The organism is Sporosarcina sp. Y838, assembly GCF_056786515.1.
In genome coordinates this window covers 57,761-77,972 of record NZ_JBXCJD010000014.1, presented here as the reverse complement: position 1 = coordinate 77,972, position 20,212 = coordinate 57,761, and the positions used below count along the sequence as shown (strand labels likewise).

Annotated in this window: 22 protein-coding genes and 3 pseudogenes; 22 read left to right on the top strand and 3 right to left on the bottom strand. The window is 39.9% G+C overall.

Features of this window, described 5'->3' with window-relative positions; translation table 11 throughout:
* Positions 1-300: 300 nt before the first annotated feature.
* From AC1TO4_RS15120 to AC1TO4_RS15110, 3 genes and pseudogenes are all read left to right on the top strand, one after another.
* Positions 301-435: a hypothetical protein gene (locus AC1TO4_RS15120; RefSeq protein WP_482106016.1), complete on the top strand. Its 135-nt coding sequence runs from the start codon at positions 301-303 to the stop codon at positions 433-435.
* Positions 436-447: 12 nt separating this feature from the next.
* A pseudogene (locus AC1TO4_RS15115) lies at positions 448-612 on the top strand (DUF6744 family protein); the annotation flags it as partial.
* A 77-nt stretch (positions 613-689) separates the two neighbouring features.
* Positions 690-929, top strand: a pseudogene (locus AC1TO4_RS15110) (DUF6744 family protein); the annotation flags it as partial.
* Positions 930-949: 20 nt separating this feature from the next.
* Here the strand turns inward: AC1TO4_RS15110 and AC1TO4_RS15105 are convergent.
* Positions 950-1,246, bottom strand: coding sequence for an IS110 family transposase (locus AC1TO4_RS15105; protein WP_482106015.1), 297 nt, complete (start codon positions 1,244-1,246; stop codon positions 950-952).
* A 335-nt stretch (positions 1,247-1,581) separates the two neighbouring features.
* Entirely contained in the window at positions 1,582-1,725 is a 144-nt protein-coding gene (locus AC1TO4_RS15100; RefSeq protein ID WP_482106014.1) for a hypothetical protein, read from the bottom strand.
* Positions 1,726-1,949: 224 nt separating this feature from the next.
* On the opposite strand from AC1TO4_RS15100, the gene AC1TO4_RS15095 reads away from it, so the two are divergent.
* From AC1TO4_RS15095 to AC1TO4_RS15010, 18 genes and pseudogenes are all read left to right on the top strand, one after another.
* On the top strand, positions 1,950-2,099 hold the full coding sequence (locus AC1TO4_RS15095) for a hypothetical protein (RefSeq protein WP_482106013.1): 150 nt from the start codon (positions 1,950-1,952) through the stop codon (positions 2,097-2,099).
* A gap of 445 nt (positions 2,100-2,544) precedes the next feature.
* Positions 2,545-3,486 carry a thymidylate synthase gene (locus AC1TO4_RS15090; RefSeq protein WP_482106012.1) on the top strand — a complete coding sequence of 314 codons (942 nt, stop codon included), beginning with the start codon at positions 2,545-2,547 and terminating at the stop codon, positions 3,484-3,486.
* 15 nt (positions 3,487-3,501) lie between these two features.
* Positions 3,502-3,993 carry a dihydrofolate reductase gene (locus AC1TO4_RS15085; RefSeq protein WP_482106011.1) on the top strand — a complete coding sequence of 164 codons (492 nt, stop codon included), beginning with the start codon at positions 3,502-3,504 and terminating at the stop codon, positions 3,991-3,993.
* Between the two features lie 73 nt (positions 3,994-4,066).
* Positions 4,067-4,906, top strand: a complete 840-nt coding sequence (locus tag AC1TO4_RS15080; protein ID WP_482106010.1) for a DegV family protein — start codon at positions 4,067-4,069, stop codon at positions 4,904-4,906.
* Positions 4,907-5,135: 229 nt separating this feature from the next.
* Positions 5,136-5,951 (top strand): GDSL-type esterase/lipase family protein, encoded by an 816-nt coding sequence (locus AC1TO4_RS15075; RefSeq protein ID WP_482106009.1) that lies wholly within the window; start codon positions 5,136-5,138, stop codon positions 5,949-5,951.
* 11 nt (positions 5,952-5,962) lie between these two features.
* A complete protein-coding gene (locus AC1TO4_RS15070; protein WP_482106008.1) occupies positions 5,963-6,532 on the top strand; it encodes a YpmS family protein in 570 nt (189 codons plus the stop codon).
* A 12-nt stretch (positions 6,533-6,544) separates the two neighbouring features.
* The gene (gene msrA, locus AC1TO4_RS15065; protein ID WP_482103396.1) at positions 6,545-7,075 is read left to right on the top strand and encodes a peptide-methionine (S)-S-oxide reductase MsrA; all 531 of its coding nucleotides are present in this window, start codon (positions 6,545-6,547) and stop codon (positions 7,073-7,075) included.
* Positions 7,072-7,497, top strand: a complete 426-nt coding sequence (msrB, locus tag AC1TO4_RS15060; protein WP_482103397.1) for a peptide-methionine (R)-S-oxide reductase MsrB — start codon at positions 7,072-7,074, stop codon at positions 7,495-7,497. The genes msrA and msrB overlap by 4 nt, the downstream gene beginning before the upstream one ends.
* A gap of 23 nt (positions 7,498-7,520) precedes the next feature.
* Positions 7,521-7,742: a YozE family protein gene (locus tag AC1TO4_RS15055; protein ID WP_482103398.1), complete on the top strand. Its 222-nt coding sequence runs from the start codon at positions 7,521-7,523 to the stop codon at positions 7,740-7,742.
* A gap of 81 nt (positions 7,743-7,823) precedes the next feature.
* Positions 7,824-8,528 carry a purine-nucleoside phosphorylase gene (deoD, locus tag AC1TO4_RS15050; RefSeq protein WP_482103399.1) on the top strand — a complete coding sequence of 235 codons (705 nt, stop codon included), beginning with the start codon at positions 7,824-7,826 and terminating at the stop codon, positions 8,526-8,528.
* 81 nt (positions 8,529-8,609) lie between these two features.
* Positions 8,610-10,100, top strand: a complete 1,491-nt coding sequence (locus AC1TO4_RS15045; protein ID WP_482106007.1) for a lmo1851 family serine protease — start codon at positions 8,610-8,612, stop codon at positions 10,098-10,100.
* 73 nt (positions 10,101-10,173) lie between these two features.
* Positions 10,174-11,097 (top strand): CobW family GTP-binding protein, encoded by a 924-nt coding sequence (locus AC1TO4_RS15040; RefSeq protein ID WP_482106006.1) that lies wholly within the window; start codon positions 10,174-10,176, stop codon positions 11,095-11,097.
* Positions 11,098-11,938: 841 nt separating this feature from the next.
* Positions 11,939-12,334: pseudogene (locus tag AC1TO4_RS15035) on the top strand (CAP domain-containing protein); the annotation flags it as partial.
* Between the two features lie 92 nt (positions 12,335-12,426).
* Complete coding sequence (locus AC1TO4_RS15030; RefSeq protein WP_482106021.1) at positions 12,427-12,711, top strand: CobW C-terminal domain-containing protein; 285 nt, start codon at positions 12,427-12,429, stop codon at positions 12,709-12,711.
* A 146-nt stretch (positions 12,712-12,857) separates the two neighbouring features.
* Entirely contained in the window at positions 12,858-13,730 is an 873-nt protein-coding gene (locus AC1TO4_RS15025; protein WP_482106005.1) for a CAP domain-containing protein, read from the top strand.
* Between the two features lie 235 nt (positions 13,731-13,965).
* Positions 13,966-15,417 carry a spore germination protein gene (locus AC1TO4_RS15020; protein WP_482106004.1) on the top strand — a complete coding sequence of 484 codons (1,452 nt, stop codon included), beginning with the start codon at positions 13,966-13,968 and terminating at the stop codon, positions 15,415-15,417.
* A complete protein-coding gene (locus tag AC1TO4_RS15015) occupies positions 15,414-16,433 on the top strand; it encodes a GerAB/ArcD/ProY family transporter (protein ID WP_482106003.1) in 1,020 nt (339 codons plus the stop codon). The genes AC1TO4_RS15020 and AC1TO4_RS15015 overlap by 4 nt, the downstream gene beginning before the upstream one ends.
* Complete coding sequence (locus AC1TO4_RS15010; protein ID WP_482106002.1) at positions 16,430-17,509, top strand: Ger(x)C family spore germination protein; 1,080 nt, start codon at positions 16,430-16,432, stop codon at positions 17,507-17,509. The genes AC1TO4_RS15015 and AC1TO4_RS15010 overlap by 4 nt, the downstream gene beginning before the upstream one ends.
* Before the next feature lie 45 nt (positions 17,510-17,554).
* On the opposite strand, the gene AC1TO4_RS15005 is transcribed toward AC1TO4_RS15010, so the two are convergent.
* Positions 17,555-18,901, bottom strand: a complete 1,347-nt coding sequence (locus AC1TO4_RS15005; RefSeq protein ID WP_482106001.1) for an MATE family efflux transporter — start codon at positions 18,899-18,901, stop codon at positions 17,555-17,557.
* A gap of 117 nt (positions 18,902-19,018) precedes the next feature.
* Between AC1TO4_RS15005 and AC1TO4_RS15000 the strand changes: the two genes are divergently transcribed.
* Positions 19,019-20,095, top strand: coding sequence for an undecaprenyldiphospho-muramoylpentapeptide beta-N-acetylglucosaminyltransferase (locus AC1TO4_RS15000; RefSeq protein ID WP_482106020.1), 1,077 nt, complete (start codon positions 19,019-19,021; stop codon positions 20,093-20,095).
* Positions 20,096-20,212: the final 117 nt, after the last annotated feature.

The window sequence follows — 20,212 nt, the reverse complement described above, 5'->3', positions numbered from 1 at the left end:
CCCTTGGTCAAGCGGTTAAGACACCGCCCTTTCACGGCGGTATCACGGGTTCGAATCCCGTAGGGGTCATAATAAAAAGCAGCTTTACTAGTTCATTAGAACTAGTAAAGCTGCTTTTCGTTTGCTTCGAGAATACTATATAGTCGGTACTAATAATCTAGAGCTTAATCGAATAATACGGAAGAGGATCTATTAAAATAAGAATATAGGGTTATTTTAAAACGCATTTACTTAGCTATCACTATGTATAAATACGTTTTTCTATTTATTAAAATACAAAAGTAGAAAGGGTTGTTAGGCATGTCTATTAATCTTGAAAATATGACGGCTGTCCAAAACAAGCAACAAGACGGTATTCTAGGGCATATAATGTGGTTCTCGGTTGTCAAGCAATTAGTCAAAATAATGGATGATTTGGAGAAAGCACTCGTTTGATCGGGATTACCGGTTGAATGGATGCCAAATGCGATTCGTCCAGCCGATGCTTTCCGAAGAAGCACTAAAGAGATAGTGACTAGAAAATCTACTGGACATGCTGGGGTATTCGAGAGCTTCATTACACGTAAAGTTTTTTGGGACAAAAGCCAAGTGCAAAGAAACATTGTAGTGTAAACAGTAAATCAGTCAGGTTAACGTCTTGATTACAACAGTGAAGCGGGAGTAATCACGCAGATAAGCAGAATAGTTCTCTATCATTTATTACGGAGAATGAAATTGCAAAAGAGTCGTGCTATGAAGCAGAACGTAATTTTAATATTTATAAAGACCATTATACAGCCCAGCAAGTAAGAGTAATGGTTAGTAAGATACTTCAATCGCTAGCACCCACTCCGGTGCGACTAAACGCGGGTGTTTACTTCGTTCCGAGATTCACATACGGAAGGGTTGAATCAGCTTGTAAGCGTCACGTCCTCTCTTGTGAACAGTGATGGGTTCAAGATACCCGTTGTTAATACATTCGACAATCGGCAAATGGTGAACACAAAGAAGATCGACTTCCTACGTCGCTTTGTGGAATGTCAGACGATGCAATATGAGCAAAAGGATATGAAGCTGACTTTATATATTTGTTTCCTTTTTTCATATTAGTGGATTTCCTTTTGCCAGCACTTTCGTTATGGCCAGGAACTAATCCTGCGCAGGAACATGGATGGGAAGAGCTTGGAAATTGTTTTCCAACATCGGTCCTGATTTCAGCTAGGATTTGTTTAGCCGTACGAGTGCCAATGCCAGGAATAGAATCCAACCGCTAAAGGTCTTCTTGGTATGAGGAAAGTCTAGAAGCTATCTCTTGGTTTAGTAGCTCAACCTGACCACTTAGAAAGTCAATATGAGTGAAAATGATTTTTATCATCAGCTGTTGGTGTGAATTGATGTATTCATGAAGAGCGAGTTCAAGATCATCTTTTTCACTTTACGGATTAGAAGCTTTGGGACAACTGGAATAGTCCTGCTGCTACGCAGCGGTAAATGTTTGTATCACTGATAGTGAATAACTTTCCGTTCTCTTTTTCATACCGTCCGACAATCATATCTAGTGATCAGCCCCTCTTCAAACGGACGAGAATATGCTTGATATCGTCAAGGTCCACAAAGACTTATAGCCGCGGTTTTCGCGTTCGTACTTGTTTTTAGCTGTTTCGCGATATAAGATAGAGATTTACTAGCAAGTATATATTCTTCGATTAATACACGTTTCCGTGGTAAAATGCATATAGAGCTCATTGGGAGCACTCCTAAATTTGTTGATAATGAATCAGCATATTTAAGAACGTAAAGATAAGTGTAATGAATACCATTTGGCTATGAAATATTTTACTAAGTTTTTACTGATCTTTGCAAGGTTAGGCAGTACACTAATAAAGTAAAAAGGTTTACTTCAGTAAAATAAGGTATATTATATTTGTTGAATGGATTCTCTTTAAAGACAAGAAAAGTAGGTGAACGAAATGGGAAAATATCAATTGGATACCAAAGGTAAGGTGGCTGTGGCAAAGTATCATGAAAAAAACAAGCCTGCCATATTTGATAAAAAGCAGCAACTTGAAAAAATACGTGCGGAGTATTTGAAAAAAAAGCAAAAACAAACAGATAAATAATATGAATGAAAACATAGGAAGACTAAAATTTCCCTATGTTTTTCTTATTCGAAGTTCTTTTTCAATTGATTATTGTCCTTACTGGGTAAGTGGTGTTCATTAATGCATTCTTACTCTGCGACAATTCAAAATGCAATGCGAAGAGATATAGTAATCCCATTGGGAATTTTAACCTTCTTCTATACAAATATACGAGTACAATGATGTCCAAAATCAGTTGCAAGTTTTCGGAATATACAACCACAACCAATCCTCATAATACTTGAGTAACCATGACGCAAATGTTATAAATAATTATTAGTAATCTTAAAAGATTGTCATATCAAGGGCGAAAAAGACACCTCCAGCGTGGTTATCTTAAATAACCACGCTGGAGGTGTCTTTTTTATTATCAAAGCAAGCCTATATTTGATATACTTAACACTATCGCAAGGAGGCTTTTTGAATGCAACAATATTTAGATTTATGTAAACATGTACTTGAAACGGGTACAAAAAAACAAGACCGAACAGGCACTGGTACTGTCAGTGTGTTTGGATATCAGATGAGATTTAATTTGAAAGATGGATTCCCTCTCATGACCACAAAGAAAACGGCTTTACGCCTTATTACTTCGGAACTACTGTGGTTTCTTAAAGGAGATACAAATGTCAAAACGCTCATTGAAGACAGGAATCCAATTTGGGATGAATGGGCTTTTGAACAATGGGCGACGAGTTCCGAATACACTGGGCCAGACATGAGTAATTTCGGGCGTCGAGCATCACAGGATTCAGACTTCGCGGCTGTATATAAAGTTGAAATGGATGCATTTAAAGCACGTGTTCTGGAAGATGAAAAGTTTGCAGCGAAATATGCTGACCTAGGACCTGTGTATGGTAAACAGTGGCGATCGTGGTCTGGTGGGGAAGAATCAATTGATCAGATTGCAAACTTAATTGATGGTATTAAAAACAATCCGGATTCTAGAAGGCATATTGTTACTGCTTGGAATCCTTCTGAAGTCGATGAAATGGCACTTCCCCCGTGCCATTTACTATTCCAATTCTATGTGGCAGATGGAAAGCTGTCATGCCAGCTCTATCAGCGAAGTGCGGACATTTTCCTAGGGGTGCCATTTAATATTGCATCATATGCACTTCTTGTTCATTTGATTGCACATGAATGCAATCTTGAGGTTGGAGAATTCATCCATACACTAGGCGATGCACATATTTATGCAAACCATATTAATCAGGTTAATGAACAATTGACACGTGAACCACGACCACTACCAACATTAAAGCTGAATAGTAAAGGGAAATCAATTTTCGATTTGGAGGCGGAAGATATTGAACTTGAAAATTATAATCCTTACCCAAAAATCAAAGCACCAATTGCTGTCTAAGAAAGGCGGAGTTTAATGATTTCTCTACTTGTAGCACATGATACGAATAAGGTTATTGGATTGAATAACGAATTACCTTGGCACATACCTGAAGACTTGGCTTATTTCAAAAAAATATCAATGGGGAAAGCCATGGTAATGGGACGTAAGACTTACGAATCGATTGGAAGACCATTGCCTGGAAGACTCAGCATTGTTGTTACACGTAATAAATCATTCACGGCTGAAGGGGCTATCGTTGTACACAATTTGAAAGATGCGATTGACAGAGCTGAAGAATATGCAGAAGAAGTGATGATTATCGGAGGGGCAGAAATATTTCGCTTGGCGATGGAAATAGCGGATCGCCTTTACATAACGGATATTCGGAAGCCTTTCAAAGGGGATACTTTTTTCCCGGATTACGGTCCAGAATGGAAAATTGTATCTGCTTCAGAAGATCATTTTACAGAAGATGGATTCCCGTATTCATTTGTAGTATATGACAAACTTCCTGCTGAGGGATAAGCCTGTGATGCGCATACTCTTTATTAAATTAATTTGAATGAGGAACTTTTAATACCCAAGAGGAGTGCTAGCTATGAAAAAGATTCATATAGTCACGGATTCGACAGCCGATTTGAAAGAAGTAGATATTCTTAAGTACTCTATCCATATTGTTCCGTTGACCATCCAAATTGATGGGAGAACATATATTGATGGTGTTGATATAAAACCCGAAGCATTTCTAGGGTTGATGAAAAATTCCACTGAATTGCCGAAAAGTTCGCAGCCTGCCGCAGGTGTTTTCAAAGAATTATATGACAGACTTGGTGAGGATGGAAGCGAAATTATCTCTATCCATATGACAGGCGGTATGAGTGGTACTGTTAAATCTGCTCAGGCGGCAGCTGAAATGACAGATTCAAAAGTGACTGTCATCGATTCTATGTATATCTCACACGCTTTGGCATTTCAGGTGATTGAAGCAGCTGAAATGGAGAAAAAGGGAAGTTCTGCCACAGAAATTATTGACCGGTTGAATACAATCCGTAAGAAGACCACGCTTTTTGTAGTAGTCGATACACTAGACAATCTGGTTAAGGGAGGCCGGGTTGGAAAGGGTAAAGCGCTGATTGGATCACTGATGAATATTAAACCGATTGCTACTTTACAGGACGGAGTCTATACGCCGGTTGCGAAGGTACGCAGTCATAAACAAGTAGTCTCACATTTATTCAAAGTTTTCAAAGAGGAAACCGCGGGGAAAATTGTTCGCGGGGTCGGTATATCTCACGCACACGGTTTGGCTATGGCAGAACCATTGAGAAAATTGATACAAGACTCAGGTATAAAAGATGTGAAACTTACATTCACTGCACCAATTATTAGTACACATACTGGAGAAGGTGCAATTGGTTTCATGTATTATGCTGATTAATCAATTACGCCTCGGCGTAATTGCGTCCAGATTTTGAATCGAGCTTGCTCGATTGACTCCTTTCAAAATCTGTGACATCCGCCGGAGGCTTTATCTTTTGTTCAGCGAGTGTTTGGACACCCGCTGAACAGGAAAATAAAACCGCATTCATCTCCCACCTATGGAGGTGAGAGTCTTCTGCTGAATAAAGATAAATGATTCTTTACTGAAGAAAAGGGGAACTCTATTTATGAGAAGAGTATTCTTGATTGTGATCGCCTTCTCATTGTTTTTGTCTGGCTGTCAGCAAACGTTTACAAAAAAAACAAATTCATTCTCCGTGCGAAACGAAATTTCATTTACTGGATGGGAAATCCCAGGTTACTTCATTCCACAACAGATAAAAGTGCTTGGTTTAGGTGATTCACTGACGCAGGGTGTCGGAGACGAACTAAAAAAAGAAGGTTATTTTGGACGTGTTACCAGCAAAATGGCTGATTGGAAAGGGGTAAAGGATGTCGATGTGACCAATTTGGCGAAACGTGGTCGAAGAAGTGACCAACTTATTACCAAATTAGATGAACGCGACATACAATTATCAATAAAAAATGCCGATTTCATTTTCCTAACAATTGGTGGAAACGATGTTATGAAGGTCGTCAAGTCTAACCTTTTCAATTTAAAGATGGGTCCATTTTATATTGAACTCGGTAAGTTTGAAATTAGATTAGATGAACTCCTTAGCATCATTCGTGACTTGAATGGTGATGCAATCATTATTTTGTCTGGTCTATATAATCCTTTATCAATTGTGACAGATGAAGCAAATGAATTTGATGATATCATTGATGATTGGAATGAAGCAATTGAAGTTCGGACAATTATGGACGAGAGATCTTGCTTCATTCCTGTAAGTGACCTGTTCGATTCGAATACGAACATGGTATACCATACAGACTTCTTTCATCCAAACGCCAAGGGATATGAAGAGTTGGCAGACCGTTACCTTGAAAAGCTTCAACAATGTAATTTGAAGAAACTGTCAGACGGGGAATTGGAAATGTAGGAGCTGTTCACATGTGGAAAATCAGTTTTTTTGTACTTGCAGGACTAGTGGCTGCAGCAGTCGCAGCATTAATTGTACTACTCGGGGTTTCATCAGAATCCGCAACACTTCCGAAAATGGAAGAACCAGACAGAACAGACCATGTTCTAACATTGACCGCGACTAAAGAAGATTTAGAAGGAATTGCAAATACGTATATCCAAAAAGCGGTAAATGGTGAGCCACTTCCAGTAACAATGGAAATTGGCGACGACGTAGTTCTGATTTCTGAACTGAATATATTCTCCTTTACTTTGCCAGTCTTAATGCATTTCGATCCCATTGTACAGCAAGATGGAAATCTGATTTTGAAACAATCAGCGATGGAAATTGGCCAATTGAATATCCAGCCAGCTGTTGTCTTAAAAATCTTAAGGGATTCCGTGAAGCTTCCTGAGTGGATGATTGTTCGCCCCACAGAAGAAGAATTATTCATTAACCTTTCAGAAATTCCTTTATCGGGTAATTTACAAGTAAAGGCAAAAACATTCAACTTAGCGGATGACGAGATTAACTTCGAAATTTATATTCCAAAAGAATAGGGAGGTCTAACGATGACAAAGTCATTAGCAACATTTGCAGGTGGATGTTTTTGGTGTATGGTGAAACCATTTGACCGATATGAAGGTGTTACTTCTGTCATTTCGGGTTATACAGGCGGAGATATCGAAAATCCTTCTTACGAACTTGTTTGTACAAATACGACTGGTCACCGTGAAGCCGTTCAAATTACGTATGATGAAGAAATAATAACTTACAATGAACTACTCGACATATTTTGGAGACAAATTGATCCGACAGATTCAGGTGGGCAATTTTTTGACCGCGGTGAATCATATCAAACAGCGATTTATTATCATAGTTCTGAACAACAAGAAATTGCTGAAAAAACAAAATCCGAACTGGATAGTTCAGGTAAATTTGTGAAACCAATCGCAACAGAAATCCTTCCTGCTAAGGTTTTTTATAGTGCTGAAGAAGGACATCAAGACTATTACATGAAAAATCCTGTACACTACAACAGGTATGCAACCGGGTCTGGACGAGAAAGGTTTAAATCAGAAAATTGGGGTGAAGATAAATGAAAGATGAATTGAAGAAGAAACTAACTGATATTCAGTATCACGTCACTCAGGAGAACGGAACAGAAGCTCCGTTTCGTAATGAGTATGATAGTCATTACGACGATGGGATTTATGTCGATCTTATTTCCGGCAAACCACTTTTTAGTTCCAAAGATAAATATGATGCAGGGTGTGGCTGGCCTAGTTTTACAAAGCCGATTGAAACTGTAGAGGTAGTAGAGAAAATCGATACAACCCATGGAATGCAACGGATAGAAGTGCGAAGTAAAACAGCAGATTCTCATCTTGGTCATGTGTTTCCAGACGGTCCAGGAGTTGATGGACTGCGGTATTGTATCAATTCAGCCGCACTCCGTTTTGTATCTATTGACCGTCTCGATGAAGAAGGTTATGGAGAGTATTTGGAACAGTTCACCAGATAAAAGTATAGAAAAGAGATGAACGGATGGACCGGTCTTTTTACCGTTTTGCCCTCGCCTTCCGCGGTGGGGCGAAAGATGATTTGAAAGCTTCTTTTGCGGAAGCCATGTTTAAAGATTACAGTTTTCCAAAAGAAGAAAAGGCTTTTGATCCTTTATCACGCTATATTGAAGAAAAGGCGGATGCGGAAATGCCATCCGTCATTTTCGATGATTTATTCCAGTTATATGAAGAGCGGTTCTTATAAGTTAAGTTCGCATTATTATTGCAAAATGGTATAGTTAAATGTACGATAAAAAATGAAAATTTGAAAGCGAGGCTATTCAATATGAGTATACATATTAATGCAAAAAAAGGTGATATTGCTGATACGATTTTACTACCTGGAGACCCACTCCGAGCAAAATATATCGCAGAAACGTTTCTTGAAGATGTCACACAATATAATGAAGTCCGTAATATGTTCGGCTATACGGGAACTTATAAAGGCAAACGTATATCGGTGCAAGGCACAGGAATGGGCGTTCCATCAATTTCTATATACGTAACTGAACTGATGCAAGAATATGATGTTCAAAAACTAATTCGTGTTGGTACTTGTGGCGCGATTCAGGCAGACGTCCATGTACGAGACGTGATTCTCGCGCAAAGTGCTTCGACAGATTCTAAAATGAATGAAATTATTTTTAATGGTGTTAACTATGCACCGACTGCAGATTTTGACCTACTACTAAAGTCATACAATGCAGGTCTTAAAAAAGGACTTGATTTGAAAGTCGGAAATGTATTTACAGAAGATGTTTTCTACAATGAATATGCTCAACATGAAAAATGGGCACAATATGGCGTGCTTGCGGTTGAAATGGAGGCTGCGGCATTGTATACACTTGCTGCGAAATTTGGGCGACAAGCGCTCGCAATCCTTACTGTTAGTGATCATATTCTTACAGGCGAAGCTACATCTGCTGAAGAGCGCCAAACAACCTTCAATGACATGATTGAAGTTGCACTTGAAGCATCAATCCAAGAGTAATCAGAACGAAGGACCGCCCGCTATATAGCGGTCCTTTTTTTGAATATACTCCTTTATGTAGAGTAGAAAGTGGGGAATGAGATGAAAGAGAATACCGGTAACACACAAGAAAGCGAACCAAATAAACAACCACCGGAAAAACGTTATATTAAGATAAAACTGTTCTCTTTTGTCATGGTTGTATTTGGACTCGTTTTGGCTTCCGCTGCAGTGACTTTCTTCGTATTAACAACAGGTGATGATAAAGTCGTAGAAGTTGTTAGTCCTCAAAAACAAAATGTAAAAGACCGTAAAGAGTTTGAAAAGTTATATGACGCGTATGACCAGATGGAAGCGAACTATTTCCAGGATATCGATGAGACTGCAGTTATTGATGGAGCTATCAACGGAATGATTGATGCACTGGGTGACCCGTATTCTGATTACTTGAATGAGAAGGAAGCCCGACAATTGAACGAAAGTATCTCTTCAAGTTTCGAAGGGATTGGTGCCGAAATTCAGGAACAAAGTGGCTATATTAACGTTGTTTCTCCTATAAAAAACTCACCCGCAGAACGTGCTGGATTACTGCCAAATGATACTATAATTGCAGTTGACGGTAAAAGTATACAAGGTATGTCTTCATCTGAAGCGGTTCTTCTAATCCGAGGTGAAAAAGGTACTACTGTCACTTTAACTATTAGACGTGGCGAAGGAACAGAACCAGTTGATATCAAAATTGAGCGTGATGTTATTCCAATTGAAACAGTATATGCAGAAATGCTTGATGACGGAATCGCACACATTCATATCACGAGCTTTTCTGAAGGGACCTACGACGAACTGCTAGTCGCCCTTGATGAAATGGAAGATGCAAATATGAAAGGGCTGGTTGTCGATGTAAGGCAAAACCCTGGTGGAAGACTCGATACGGCGATCGATATTTCAGATCTATTTGTAGAGAATGGGAAAAACATCTTTCAATTTGAAGGGAAAGGGACGACTCCTGAGGTATACACGGCTTCGGGAACTAGGAAAGTCAAAGTACCTGTAGCGCTCATTATTGATGATGGTAGTGCTTCAGCTTCTGAAATCCTGGCAGGCGCAATGAAAGAATCTGCTGACATCCCTCTTATCGGTGTAAAAACATTTGGTAAAGGAACTGTTCAAACACCGCAAGACCTTTCGGATGGCTCAAATTTAAAGTTAACAACAGCAAAATGGCTAACTCCTGAAGGCAACTGGATTCATAAAAAAGGAATTGAGCCTGATTTCAAAGTACCGTACCCATCCTATGCATTGCTTCCATTCCTCGATCCCACAATGGTGATGAAGGAAGGTATGCTTACGACTACTATTAAGTCTGCAGAAGAAATGCTTGAGGCTGTTGGGTATGAGCCAGGCGAAATCGATGGACAGTTCGATGAAAAAACAGAGCTAGCTATAAAAAAACTCCAAGAGGATTTAAATTTGGACACAACTGGTATTCTAACAGGGGATACTACGTACGGTCTAATGGAGAAACTACGGACTAAAATTCAAGAAGACGATCCTCAGCTGAAAAAAGCTCAAGAAGTTTTACTCAAAAAGTAATGAAATAACTAAAAAGCGTCCAGTCCTAATCGGCGGGACGCTTTTTAAATTAAAAAATGAAAGGGGTATACAGATGATTGATGTATATTTAATTAGCGGATTTCTAGGCAGTGGTAAAACGTCACTATTGCTCCATACAATTATTCAATTAAAAGAACAAGGCAAAAAACCCGCTGTATTGATGAATGAATTTGGAGCTTTGCCTTTCGATTCGAATACAGTCGAAGGAGAAGGCGGGGTTCCTCTCAAAGAACTCCTTGAAGGATGTATTTGCTGTACAGGGTCTGAAAAGACTGAAGCGCAATTGCAAGGGTTACTTGAGGAAAATAACGATATTGATGTAATTTTGATAGAAACGACGGGTGCCGCACATCCGGTGGAAGCACTGGATGCCATTTATTCTCCTTTGTTTGCGGATCGACTTAACATTAAGGGGATTGTAACGGTAGCAGATTCCAAACGCTGGTTGGAACGTGACAAACTGTCACCGCGTATACGAGCTTTATTCATGGAACAAATTCGTCACGCCCATTTAATCATCGCAAATAAAGTAGATCTATTAACTGATGATGAAATGGCAAAAGTTACACTAGAAATTTCGAATTTTAATAATTCTGCACCTATTATTCAGACGACTGGTGCCAAAATCGCCTTTGCCAATATTGAGAAGGCTCTGAGCTCACCACAAAAAGTTAGTAACAAAGAAATTATATCTGGAAAAAACCTGCCGCTCTCTTCAAAACTAATAACATTTTCGAAAAGCGTTAATAAGGAAGAGTTTGAGCACTGGGTAAAATCATTACCGGAAACAGTATATAGAATGAAAGGTTATGTTCCAATCAACGGATTTAAAAACCCATATTTATTTCAATATGCTTATGGAATGGTCAACTGGATGCCAGAATACATTAAAATGGAGGCTCGTCTAGTTGTCATCGGAGAAGGAATAGAATCAATATATTACGAGGGTGTCAACCCCATTTCAGATGAAATATAAAGATAGTCGCCCAAAGTTATCCAATATCATGAATCATGAACTCTTTTGATAAGACACTTGATTAAGAATTGGATAGGTTGGTAATAAAAACCGATAATCTGATTCTCTCCCGCGTTATGATAGTTTGCGAAGGGAGGAGTAATGAGATGAAAAAATCGATTGCAGTACTCATGCTCGGTTCGGCTCTATTACTGCCGAACAACAATAATGTAGAGGCTTCATATTCAGAAAACAATGTACAGGTGCAAAAAGTGCAACAGTATATTCAATGGTATATAGGGGGGGACAATCAATCTTTTTCCTATAATCCAAAGTTCGGTAAAGATATTGATTTTGGAAAGTTTTACAGCTTGTTAAAATCATATGAAACAAATAAAGAGGTAGCGAAACCAGTACAGGAAAAACCGGCAGAGAAACCAGTACAGGAAAAACCGGTAGAGAAACCAGTGCAGGAAAAACCAGTAGAGAAACCAGTGCAAGAAAAACCAGTAGAGAAACCAGTACAGGAAAAACCGGTAGAGAAACCAGTGCAGGAAAAACCAGTAGAGAAACCAGTGCAAGAAAAACCGGTAGAGAAACCAGTGCAGGAAAAACCAGTAGAGAAACCAGTGCAAGAAAAACCAGTAGAGAAACCAGTACAGGAAAAACCGGTAGAGAAACNGAAAAACCGGTAGAGAAACCAGTGCAGGAAAAACCAGTAGAGAAACCAGTGCAAGAAAAACCAGTAGAGAAACCAGTACAGGAAAAACCGGTAGAGAAACCTGCTCCTACTAAACCAGCACCAGCGCCGGCTCCGGCTCCGGAAAAACCTGCTGAAGTAGCACCTACTAAACCAGTAGAATCAGCGCAAAACACATCTGTTTCCGCGATTGAAAAAGCAGTGCTTGACTTAACAAATGTGGAAAGACAAAAAGCAGGTCTTAATCCATTGCAAACAGATGATAAGTTGATGAATTCTGCACGTCAAAAGTCGACAGATATGGCTTCAAAAGGATACTTTTCACATACTAGTCCAACATACGGTTCACCGTTTGATCAGATGAAAGCAAATGGCGTTTCGTATAAATCAGCAGCAGAAAACATTGCGATGGGTCAACGTTCAGCTGAAGAGGTTGTAAAAGGATGGATGGAATCACCAGGACATAGACAAAATATCTTAACACCTGAATTCACTCACATTGGTATCGGTTATGACAAAAACGGTAATTACTGGACACAACAGTTTATACAAAAATAATATAATCGAAGAGTTGTCCTTTGCATTGGAAGCATTCCAGTACAGAGGATGACTCTTTTTTTATTATATTACAGTTTTAGCAAACCATTTAAATTGATTGTACACACTACGCTTTTAACCATCTTCTAACATTTACGAATAGCGTTAATAAAGAAGAGTTTGAGAACTGGGTAAAATCATTACCGGAAACAGTCTATAGAATGAAAGGTTATGTTCCGATCAACGGATTTAAAAACCCGTATTTATTTCAATATGCTTACGGAATGGTCAACTGGATGCCAGAATACGTTAAAATGGAGGCTCGTCTAGTTGTCATCGGTGAAGGAATAGAATCAATATATTACGAGGGTGTCAACCCCATTTCAGATGAAATATAAAGATAGTCGCCCAAAGTTATCCAATACCATGAATCATGAACTCTCTTGATAAGACACTTGATTAGGAACTGGATAGGTTGGTAATAAAAACCGAAAATCTGATTCTCTTCCGCGTTATGATAGTTTGCGAAGGGAGGAGTAATGAGATGAAAAAATCGATTGCAGTACTCATGCTCGGTTCGGCGCTATTACTGCCGAACAACAATAATGTAGAGGCTTCATATTCAGAAAACAATGTACAGGTGCAAAAAGTACAACAGTATATTCAATGGTACATAGGGGAGGAGAAACAATCTTTTTCCTATAATCCAAAGTTCGTTAAAGATATTGATTTCGGAATATTTTACAGCTTGTTAAAATCGTATGAAACAAATAAAGAGGTAGCGAAACCAGTACAGGAAAAACCGGCAGAGAAACCAGTACAGGAAAAACCGGTAGAAAAACCAGTACAGGAAAAACCAGTAGAGAAACCAGTACAGGAAAAACCAGTAGAAAAACCAGTACAGGAAAAACCAGTACAGAAACCTGCTCCTACTAAACCAGTACCGGCACCAAAACCAGCTCCAACGCCAGCACCGGCTCCGGAAAAACCTGCTGAAGTAGCACCTACTAAACCAGTAGAATCAGCGCAAAACACATCTGTTTCCGCGATTGAAAAAGCAGTACTGGACTTAACAAATGTGGAAAGACAAAAAGCAGGTCTTAATCCATTGCAAACAGATGATAAGTTGATGAATTCTGCACGTCAAAAGTCGACAGATATGGCTTCAAAAGGATACTTTTCACATACTAGCCCAACATACGGTTCACCGTTTGATCAGATGAAAGCAAATGGCGTTTCGTATAAATCAGCAGCAGAAAACATTGCGATGGGTCAACGTTCAGCTGAAGAGGTTGTAAAAGGATGGATGGAATCCCCAGGACATAGAGAAAATATCTTAACACCTGGATTCACTCACATTGGTATCGGTTATGACAAAAACGGTAATTACTGGACACAACAGTTTATTCAAAAATAATATGATTGAAGAGTCGTCCTTTGCACTGGAAGCGTTCCGATACAGAGGATGACTCTTTTTTATTTTGTTCTAGTTTTAGCTAACCATTAAAATTGTTTTTAACCATTTCATATTTTTCGAGTATGTCAGATAATATAGTTATGTAAACCAAATAGATTTTTGCATCCTAGACACACTTTCGGAAAAAGTTTAAAACTTTTTTACGTTGCGCATACTCTTAATAGAGGTGAGTATGATGAGTGAAGTGAAGTCGAATGACAGTTTGATTTTATACATAAAAAATTTATTCCATGATTCGACGGATCTTATCGTACGGGAAGTCAATTTGAAAAATGGGCTCGGCATCGTCTGCTTTTTTAATACGATGATGGATAGTGGTGAAGTGAATCGACAAATCGATATTATAGGGAAACGCGAGATTGGTGAGCTTCCAGATTGGGGTGCAACTGCCGTATCGAGTGTGGAAGCATTTTCAGTACCGAAATTGATCGAAAGTGTTACAAACGGGTTTGTTGCAATCTATTACCCTGCGACCAACCTGATTATGACAATTACGATACCAGCTTATGAAGTTCGATCAACGTCTGAACCCACTAATGAATTTGTCATTCGGGGTGCCCATGAAGGCTTCGTAGAAAGCACCGACAAAAATATATCCCTCATTCGCAAGCGTCTTGCAATTTCGGATTTAGTCGTAAAGGATATTCGGATTGGTAAAGTAACGAATACGAAAATCACGTATGTCTATATTGAGTCGATCGCTGATAAAGATGTTGTTCAAGACGTTAAAAGTCGTCTGGAAGATATCGATGCACCCAAAGTACACAGCATTGGACAAATCGAAGATTATTTGGAGGATTCCGTTTGGTCCCCTTTCCCACAGTTCCTTAACACGGAAAGGCCAGACCGTGTTGTCGCGAATTTGCTGGAAGGTAAGATAGCCATTTTTACCGACGAATCACCTGCAGCGCTCGTCGCGCCAGTTACTTTTTTTTCGTTTTTCGAGTCACCGGACGACTTTAATGGACGTGTCTATGTCGGATCTTTCTTTCGTATACTCAGATTATTTTGTTTCATGATAGCTATTTTCTTGCCTGCACTTTATATTGCGGTAATCGGTTTCCATTCTGAAATTTTGCCGTTTCAACTAAGTGAAAAAGTCAAAATTGCTGTACAAGATATTCCGTACCGTCCTATTTTTGAAGCGCTTATTGTGGAGATTTTCATAGAAGTCATCCGCGAAGCGACAATCAGGCTACCGGCACCGGTTGGGCCTACAATTGGTATTGTAGGAGGCCTCGTTATCGGAGATGCAATCGTTACTGCAGGACTCGTTTCAAATTTGATGGTCATTGTCGTGGCGATGACCGCAATTGCAAGTTTTGTCGTACCAAATCTTGAAATGAACACGGCAATCCGACTCATCAGATATCCGTTGATGGTTGCAGCAACTCTTTTTGGTTTTTTTGGCATCGCTATCGCGACACTTATCCTGTTTATCCATATGATGAATCAGTCTTCACTGAAACAACCCTATTTGTCACCGGTGATTCCATTCGACCCTTCTCGATTTAAAAATGTATTCTTTAGGGTTCCATATTATAAAAACCATAAGCAACAACAGACATTAACGCACGGAGGAGGGGGCAAGCAGAAGCAGAAGCAGAAGGACGGTGAAGAAACTTGAATTTCAATTTGTCGAGGCTTCAGTTTTTTCTACTTCTTTTCATTATACAGACCGGATCGTCATTCTTTTCCTTTCCATCACCGTTCATTACTGCATCGGGCAGGGAAGCGTGGCTTGTATTTCTCGTTGCCGGAGTCCTTCACTACTTGCTACTACTCTTTTATGAACGGTATTATAAGCGTTTTACTATTGGTCCTGTCGTCGGTTGGTTGTATAAAGGTTACTGGCTTTTTGTTGCGGTATCATATCTTGCATACATCGACTATACACTTGCAGTCTGGGGGTTCCCGGAAACACCTCAAATTATCACCATAGCGACGATGGTTAGTGTATCGCTGTATGCAAATTTGAGCAGGGCAGAAACTGTCATTAATTTAACGGTCATTCTTATCCCGCTCATCATTCTTTTTATGATATTTCTACAGTTTGCTTGGGATGATCTCGTATGGACGAACATTTTTCCTTTAGGGGTAGCGACTGGAAAGGAATGGGCTGGAGGTCTTATAAAGGCACAGATTGCTTTCATAGGAATTGAATTATATTTGTTTTTCAGAAGGCACGTCGATGTAAAGGAGAAAATAAAAGGTTTCCCGTTATTCGTCTACCAAATGACATGGTTTTCGTTCTTCTTTATGTCCATCATGATTACAATATTATATTTCACGTTCACCGGCTTGCAAACAATCCCGGAACCGCTTCTTTATATTTTGAAATCCCAGGAAGTAACTTTTGTCGAGCGTCTCGACTTGTTTTTCCTTTACATTTGGATGATTTGGAGCATCATTACCGTTGCAATCCACTCTTTTTCCGCTTTGTATGTTCACCGGCTCCATGCAAAAAAGCATCAGAAAAGGGATGTAATTATTTGGCATGTATTACTTGTTTTATTGCCCGTAATCTTTGTGTCAAAAAAGCATATAGAAATATTGAATGACGTACTCCTTTATGTGCATCTCCTATTTGCTATCATTATTCCAGCCATCGTCATCATTGTGAATAGGAGGAAAGAGAAATGAAGAAAATTGCAGTCATTTTCATCACATGTTCTTTCCTGGTGGCAGGATGTTGGGATGAACAATTATACAAGGAGACCTCCATCGTCCCGCTCATGGGTATTGAGGAAGAGGAAGGGAAATTCACGGGATACTACTCCTTCTCCGAGATAGCCAATGAATCCATCAGTTATGCGACTGTTGAAGGAACCGGTGTTTCCGCAAGGGATACGCGATTTGATGCAAATGTAAAGTCCAGTGAAACTCTTGATTTGTCGCACTTGCAAGTACTACTCATTACTGAAGGGACAGCGAAGTCGGATATAGCAAAGACTTTTGATGCAATCTACAGAACGCCACGTAACCGGATGAGCACTAAAGTGGCGGTTGTAGAAGGGGAAATGACTCCATATATGGAGAAGTCAGAAAAGCTTACCATAGAATTACCTGATTACTATCACGACATTTTAGAAACTGACATAGCGTTATCTGTTCTGCCAGACATTGATATTCAGAACGTTGCCAGAAGGATAATTGACGATGGAATTAACCTTACACTGCCTTTCATTAAAATGTCCGAAAAGACGGGTGCTCCTGAAGTGTCGGGTATAGCTTTATTCAGTGATAAAGTTTTCACGGGACACACATTAGACAAGAAGGAATCCATAATCGTCCAAGTTCTTGAAAAGAAACCCGGAAAATATGCGCTGTTCACATATATGTGGAAAAAAGACGGTGAATCTCATCCACTTACGGTTGAACTGTCCAGATATAAACGGAAATGGGACATTCGGGACGGCAAGATCGATGCAACTTATAAAATGAAATTCAATGTAGAGGAATTTTCTAACGATCATCTGGATGAAGAAAAAACAAGGAAAGAAGTAGAGGAATTCCTTTCGAAAGAACTAACAAGGGATTTCAACAAAGTAATCAAAAAATTGCAAGAAGCTAAAAGTGATGCCGTTGGTTTCGGCAGGACAGTTCGCGCCTTCCATCCTAACTTATGGAACAAAGGGAAATGGCATGATACGTTTTCGGAACTTGACATAAATGTTAAGGTCGAGGCGGAAATTACGCGGACAGGTATATTGAATTGAATTCATAGAAAACCCGCGAGCTTATATGCATCGCGGGTTTCATTTTTAACTGAATTTCTTTTTCTGAATATAGATGAGTCGAATTGTCAACGTGATAGCACCCACAGTCAGTCCGGCAATGAGTCCGACCCAGTAACCATACGGACCGAGATCAGTGAACGTCGCCATCACATAGCCGATGGGTAAACCAAGGACCCAGTAGGAGACAATCGCCATGATGAATGTCATATTGACGTCCTTATAGCCCCGTAATGCACCTTGGACAGGAGCCTGTATCGCATCCGACATTTGGAACAGCGCGGCATAGATGAAGAACTGTGTTGCCAATCCGATAATTTGTCCATCTGTGGTATACAGGGAAGCAATTGGAGCCCTGAAAACGAGAAGAATCGCAATTGACACAAAGCTGAACGCAATGGCAAGCCCAACACCGAGATAACTGTACTGTTTAGCATCGCGCATCTGTCCTGCACCGACAGCCTGACCGACAAGTATTGTTGCGCCCATCGAAATGCTCATTGGCAGCATATACAAAAGTGATGTGAAATTAAGCGCAATCTGGTGTGCGGAAATAACAGCGGTTGAATAGTTACTCATCATTAGTGTTACAGCGGAAAAAATACTCGTTTCTACGAAGATTGAAATCCCAATCGGCACGCCGAGAAATAAAATCTCTTTCCATCTTCTGAATGAAATCTTCCCCCATGCTTTAAACAGTTGGTAGTCACTGAATGATTGGTGTCTCCAGGCGACACCAAAGGCAATGAAGAAAATGAGCCAATAGGTAATCGCAGCCGCATATCCCGCTCCTGCTCCACCGAGTTCGGGAAAGCCCCAGTTCCCGTAAATTAGAAGATAGTTCGTAAAGATCGTGAGAGGTGCAGATAAAAGAATAATGGCCATTGAAACGCGCGTTGCGCCGAGTGCGTCGAAGAAACAACGTAATACAGTATAGGCAAAAAGAGGAAATAGCCCTAAGCTCATCGCTTCTAAATAGTCGGCCGCAACAACTCGAACTTCTTCTTCAAGCGGCATCGATTCAAGTATCGGTGAAACTCCATATCGAATGATCAGAAATACAATAGCAGCGAGGGCAACAGACACGTAGAGTCCTTGTTGTACAGAAAATTTTACTTCATCTTTCCGACGGGCTCCAATGAGATGAGCGATAATCGGTGTAAGCCCCATTAAAATTCCAGCAAGCCCTGTATAGACGGGTATCCAGAAAGAAGATCCGATTGTGACGCCTGCAAGGTGGTATGTATCATATCGACCTGTCATAAGGATGTCGAAGAACGTCATCATATACAGAGCTACTTGTGTAACCAGAATCGGCAATACGATTGTCGCCAATCTTACCAATTTTTTCTTTAGTGGAACTGCAGTTTCCAAACAAATCACCCTTTATTCTTCAATTAAACACTATTATACCATGCTACGTTTGCTATAATAGCAAAGAGGTAACGTAAAGTTGTAGCATATTTCTTAATGTAGAAGAGGTGAGTGGACATTAAAACGCCGGTTATATTATTAACAGGGGGCGGTACAGCAGGACACGTATCTGTGAATGAAGCACTTATCCCTGTATTCAGCGAAAAAGGATATGAAATCCATTATATAGGCTCCCACGAAGGCATCGAAAAGGAATTGATTGGTGATGGTCATCCTGAAGTGATTTATCATGCCATCCAAAGCGGGAAACTGCGTCGTTATTTTTCTATGAAAAATTTCACGGATCCTTTCCGTGTCGGGGCTGGTGTTATCCAGGCATTAGCAGTCATCCGGAAAATCAAACCGGAAATCATTTTTTCTAAGGGCGGATTTGTTTCAGTCCCTGTCGTATTAGCTGCGAAAATGACGAAAGTGCCTGTCGTTATCCATGAATCTGACGTGACGCCAGGGCTTGCTAACAAAATGGCATTACCTTTTTCAAATCATATCTTTACGGTGTTCGAACAGACGCTGAATTATGTTCCTACTGGGAAAGCGACGTGTTCAGGTGCCATCATTAGACCAGAATTGTTCGATGGTATCCGAAAAGAAGGTTTGCGTATTGCGGGTCTATCAGGAGAAAAAAACGTGCTGATCATTATGGGGGGGAGTCAAGGTTCGGCCGTATTAAACGAAGCTGTCCGGCAAGATCTGACTCGAATTTTGTCGAAGTTCGATATAATCCATCTTTGCGGGAAAGGTAACCTTGATGAAACGCTCGATAGTACCTCCGGCTATAGTCAATTCGAGTATGTGACGGACGATCTGCCACATTTATTGGCGGCATCTGATTTTGCGGTTTCAAGAGCGGGTTCGAATGCAATCTTTGAATTGCTGGCATTACAAAAACCAATGCTACTTATTCCGCTCTCCGCTGCAAAGAGTAGAGGGGATCAGATTTTAAATGCTGCTTATTTCGAATCACTCGGTCTTGCGCATGTGTTAAAAGAAGAAGATGTAGGGCTTAGTCCACTATCCGAAGAATTCTTCTCTTTTGTAGAAAAGAAGGATATCTTGATAGAAAATATGAAAAAAGTCGCTTCACCTATAATACCGGAAGAAATGGTCGAAATGATCTTGTCACACCGGAAATAGTTGGAATGGAGATTCTATCTTTCTTCACTTCTATCTCGAATAGTTGCAAGGCATGAAAATTCGGTGTATTCTTGTTCGTGGTAATAAAGTTAATGATTTTAACGCTAAACCCTTTCA

Bases quoted from the DNA above. Each gene is read 5' to 3' on its own strand.
- AC1TO4_RS15045 (WP_482106007.1), top strand. From the start codon at position 8,610: ATGAAAGAGAATACCGGTAACACACAAGAAAGCGAACCAAATAAACAA.
- AC1TO4_RS15090 (WP_482106012.1), top strand. From the start codon at position 2,545: ATGCAACAATATTTAGATTTATGTAAACATGTACTTGAAACGGGTACA.
- AC1TO4_RS15010 (WP_482106002.1), top strand. From the start codon at position 16,430: ATGAAGAAAATTGCAGTCATTTTCATCACATGTTCTTTCCTGGTGGCA.
- AC1TO4_RS15080 (WP_482106010.1), top strand. From the start codon at position 4,067: ATGAAAAAGATTCATATAGTCACGGATTCGACAGCCGATTTGAAAGAA.
- AC1TO4_RS15095 (WP_482106013.1), top strand. From the start codon at position 1,950: ATGGGAAAATATCAATTGGATACCAAAGGTAAGGTGGCTGTGGCAAAG.
- AC1TO4_RS15085 (WP_482106011.1), top strand. From the start codon at position 3,502: ATGATTTCTCTACTTGTAGCACATGATACGAATAAGGTTATTGGATTG.
- AC1TO4_RS15100 (WP_482106014.1), bottom strand. From the start codon at position 1,725: ATGAGCTCTATATGCATTTTACCACGGAAACGTGTATTAATCGAAGAA.
- AC1TO4_RS15070 (WP_482106008.1), top strand. From the start codon at position 5,963: ATGTGGAAAATCAGTTTTTTTGTACTTGCAGGACTAGTGGCTGCAGCA.
- AC1TO4_RS15020 (WP_482106004.1), top strand. From the start codon at position 13,966: ATGAGTGAAGTGAAGTCGAATGACAGTTTGATTTTATACATAAAAAAT.
- AC1TO4_RS15055 (WP_482103398.1), top strand. From the start codon at position 7,521: ATGGACCGGTCTTTTTACCGTTTTGCCCTCGCCTTCCGCGGTGGGGCG.
- AC1TO4_RS15025 (WP_482106005.1), top strand. From the start codon at position 12,858: ATGAAAAAATCGATTGCAGTACTCATGCTCGGTTCGGCGCTATTACTG.
- msrB (WP_482103397.1), top strand. From the start codon at position 7,072: ATGAAAGATGAATTGAAGAAGAAACTAACTGATATTCAGTATCACGTC.
- deoD (WP_482103399.1), top strand. From the start codon at position 7,824: ATGAGTATACATATTAATGCAAAAAAAGGTGATATTGCTGATACGATT.
- AC1TO4_RS15075 (WP_482106009.1), top strand. From the start codon at position 5,136: ATGAGAAGAGTATTCTTGATTGTGATCGCCTTCTCATTGTTTTTGTCT.
- msrA (WP_482103396.1), top strand. From the start codon at position 6,545: ATGACAAAGTCATTAGCAACATTTGCAGGTGGATGTTTTTGGTGTATG.
- AC1TO4_RS15120 (WP_482106016.1), top strand. From the start codon at position 301: ATGTCTATTAATCTTGAAAATATGACGGCTGTCCAAAACAAGCAACAA.
- AC1TO4_RS15040 (WP_482106006.1), top strand. From the start codon at position 10,174: ATGATTGATGTATATTTAATTAGCGGATTTCTAGGCAGTGGTAAAACG.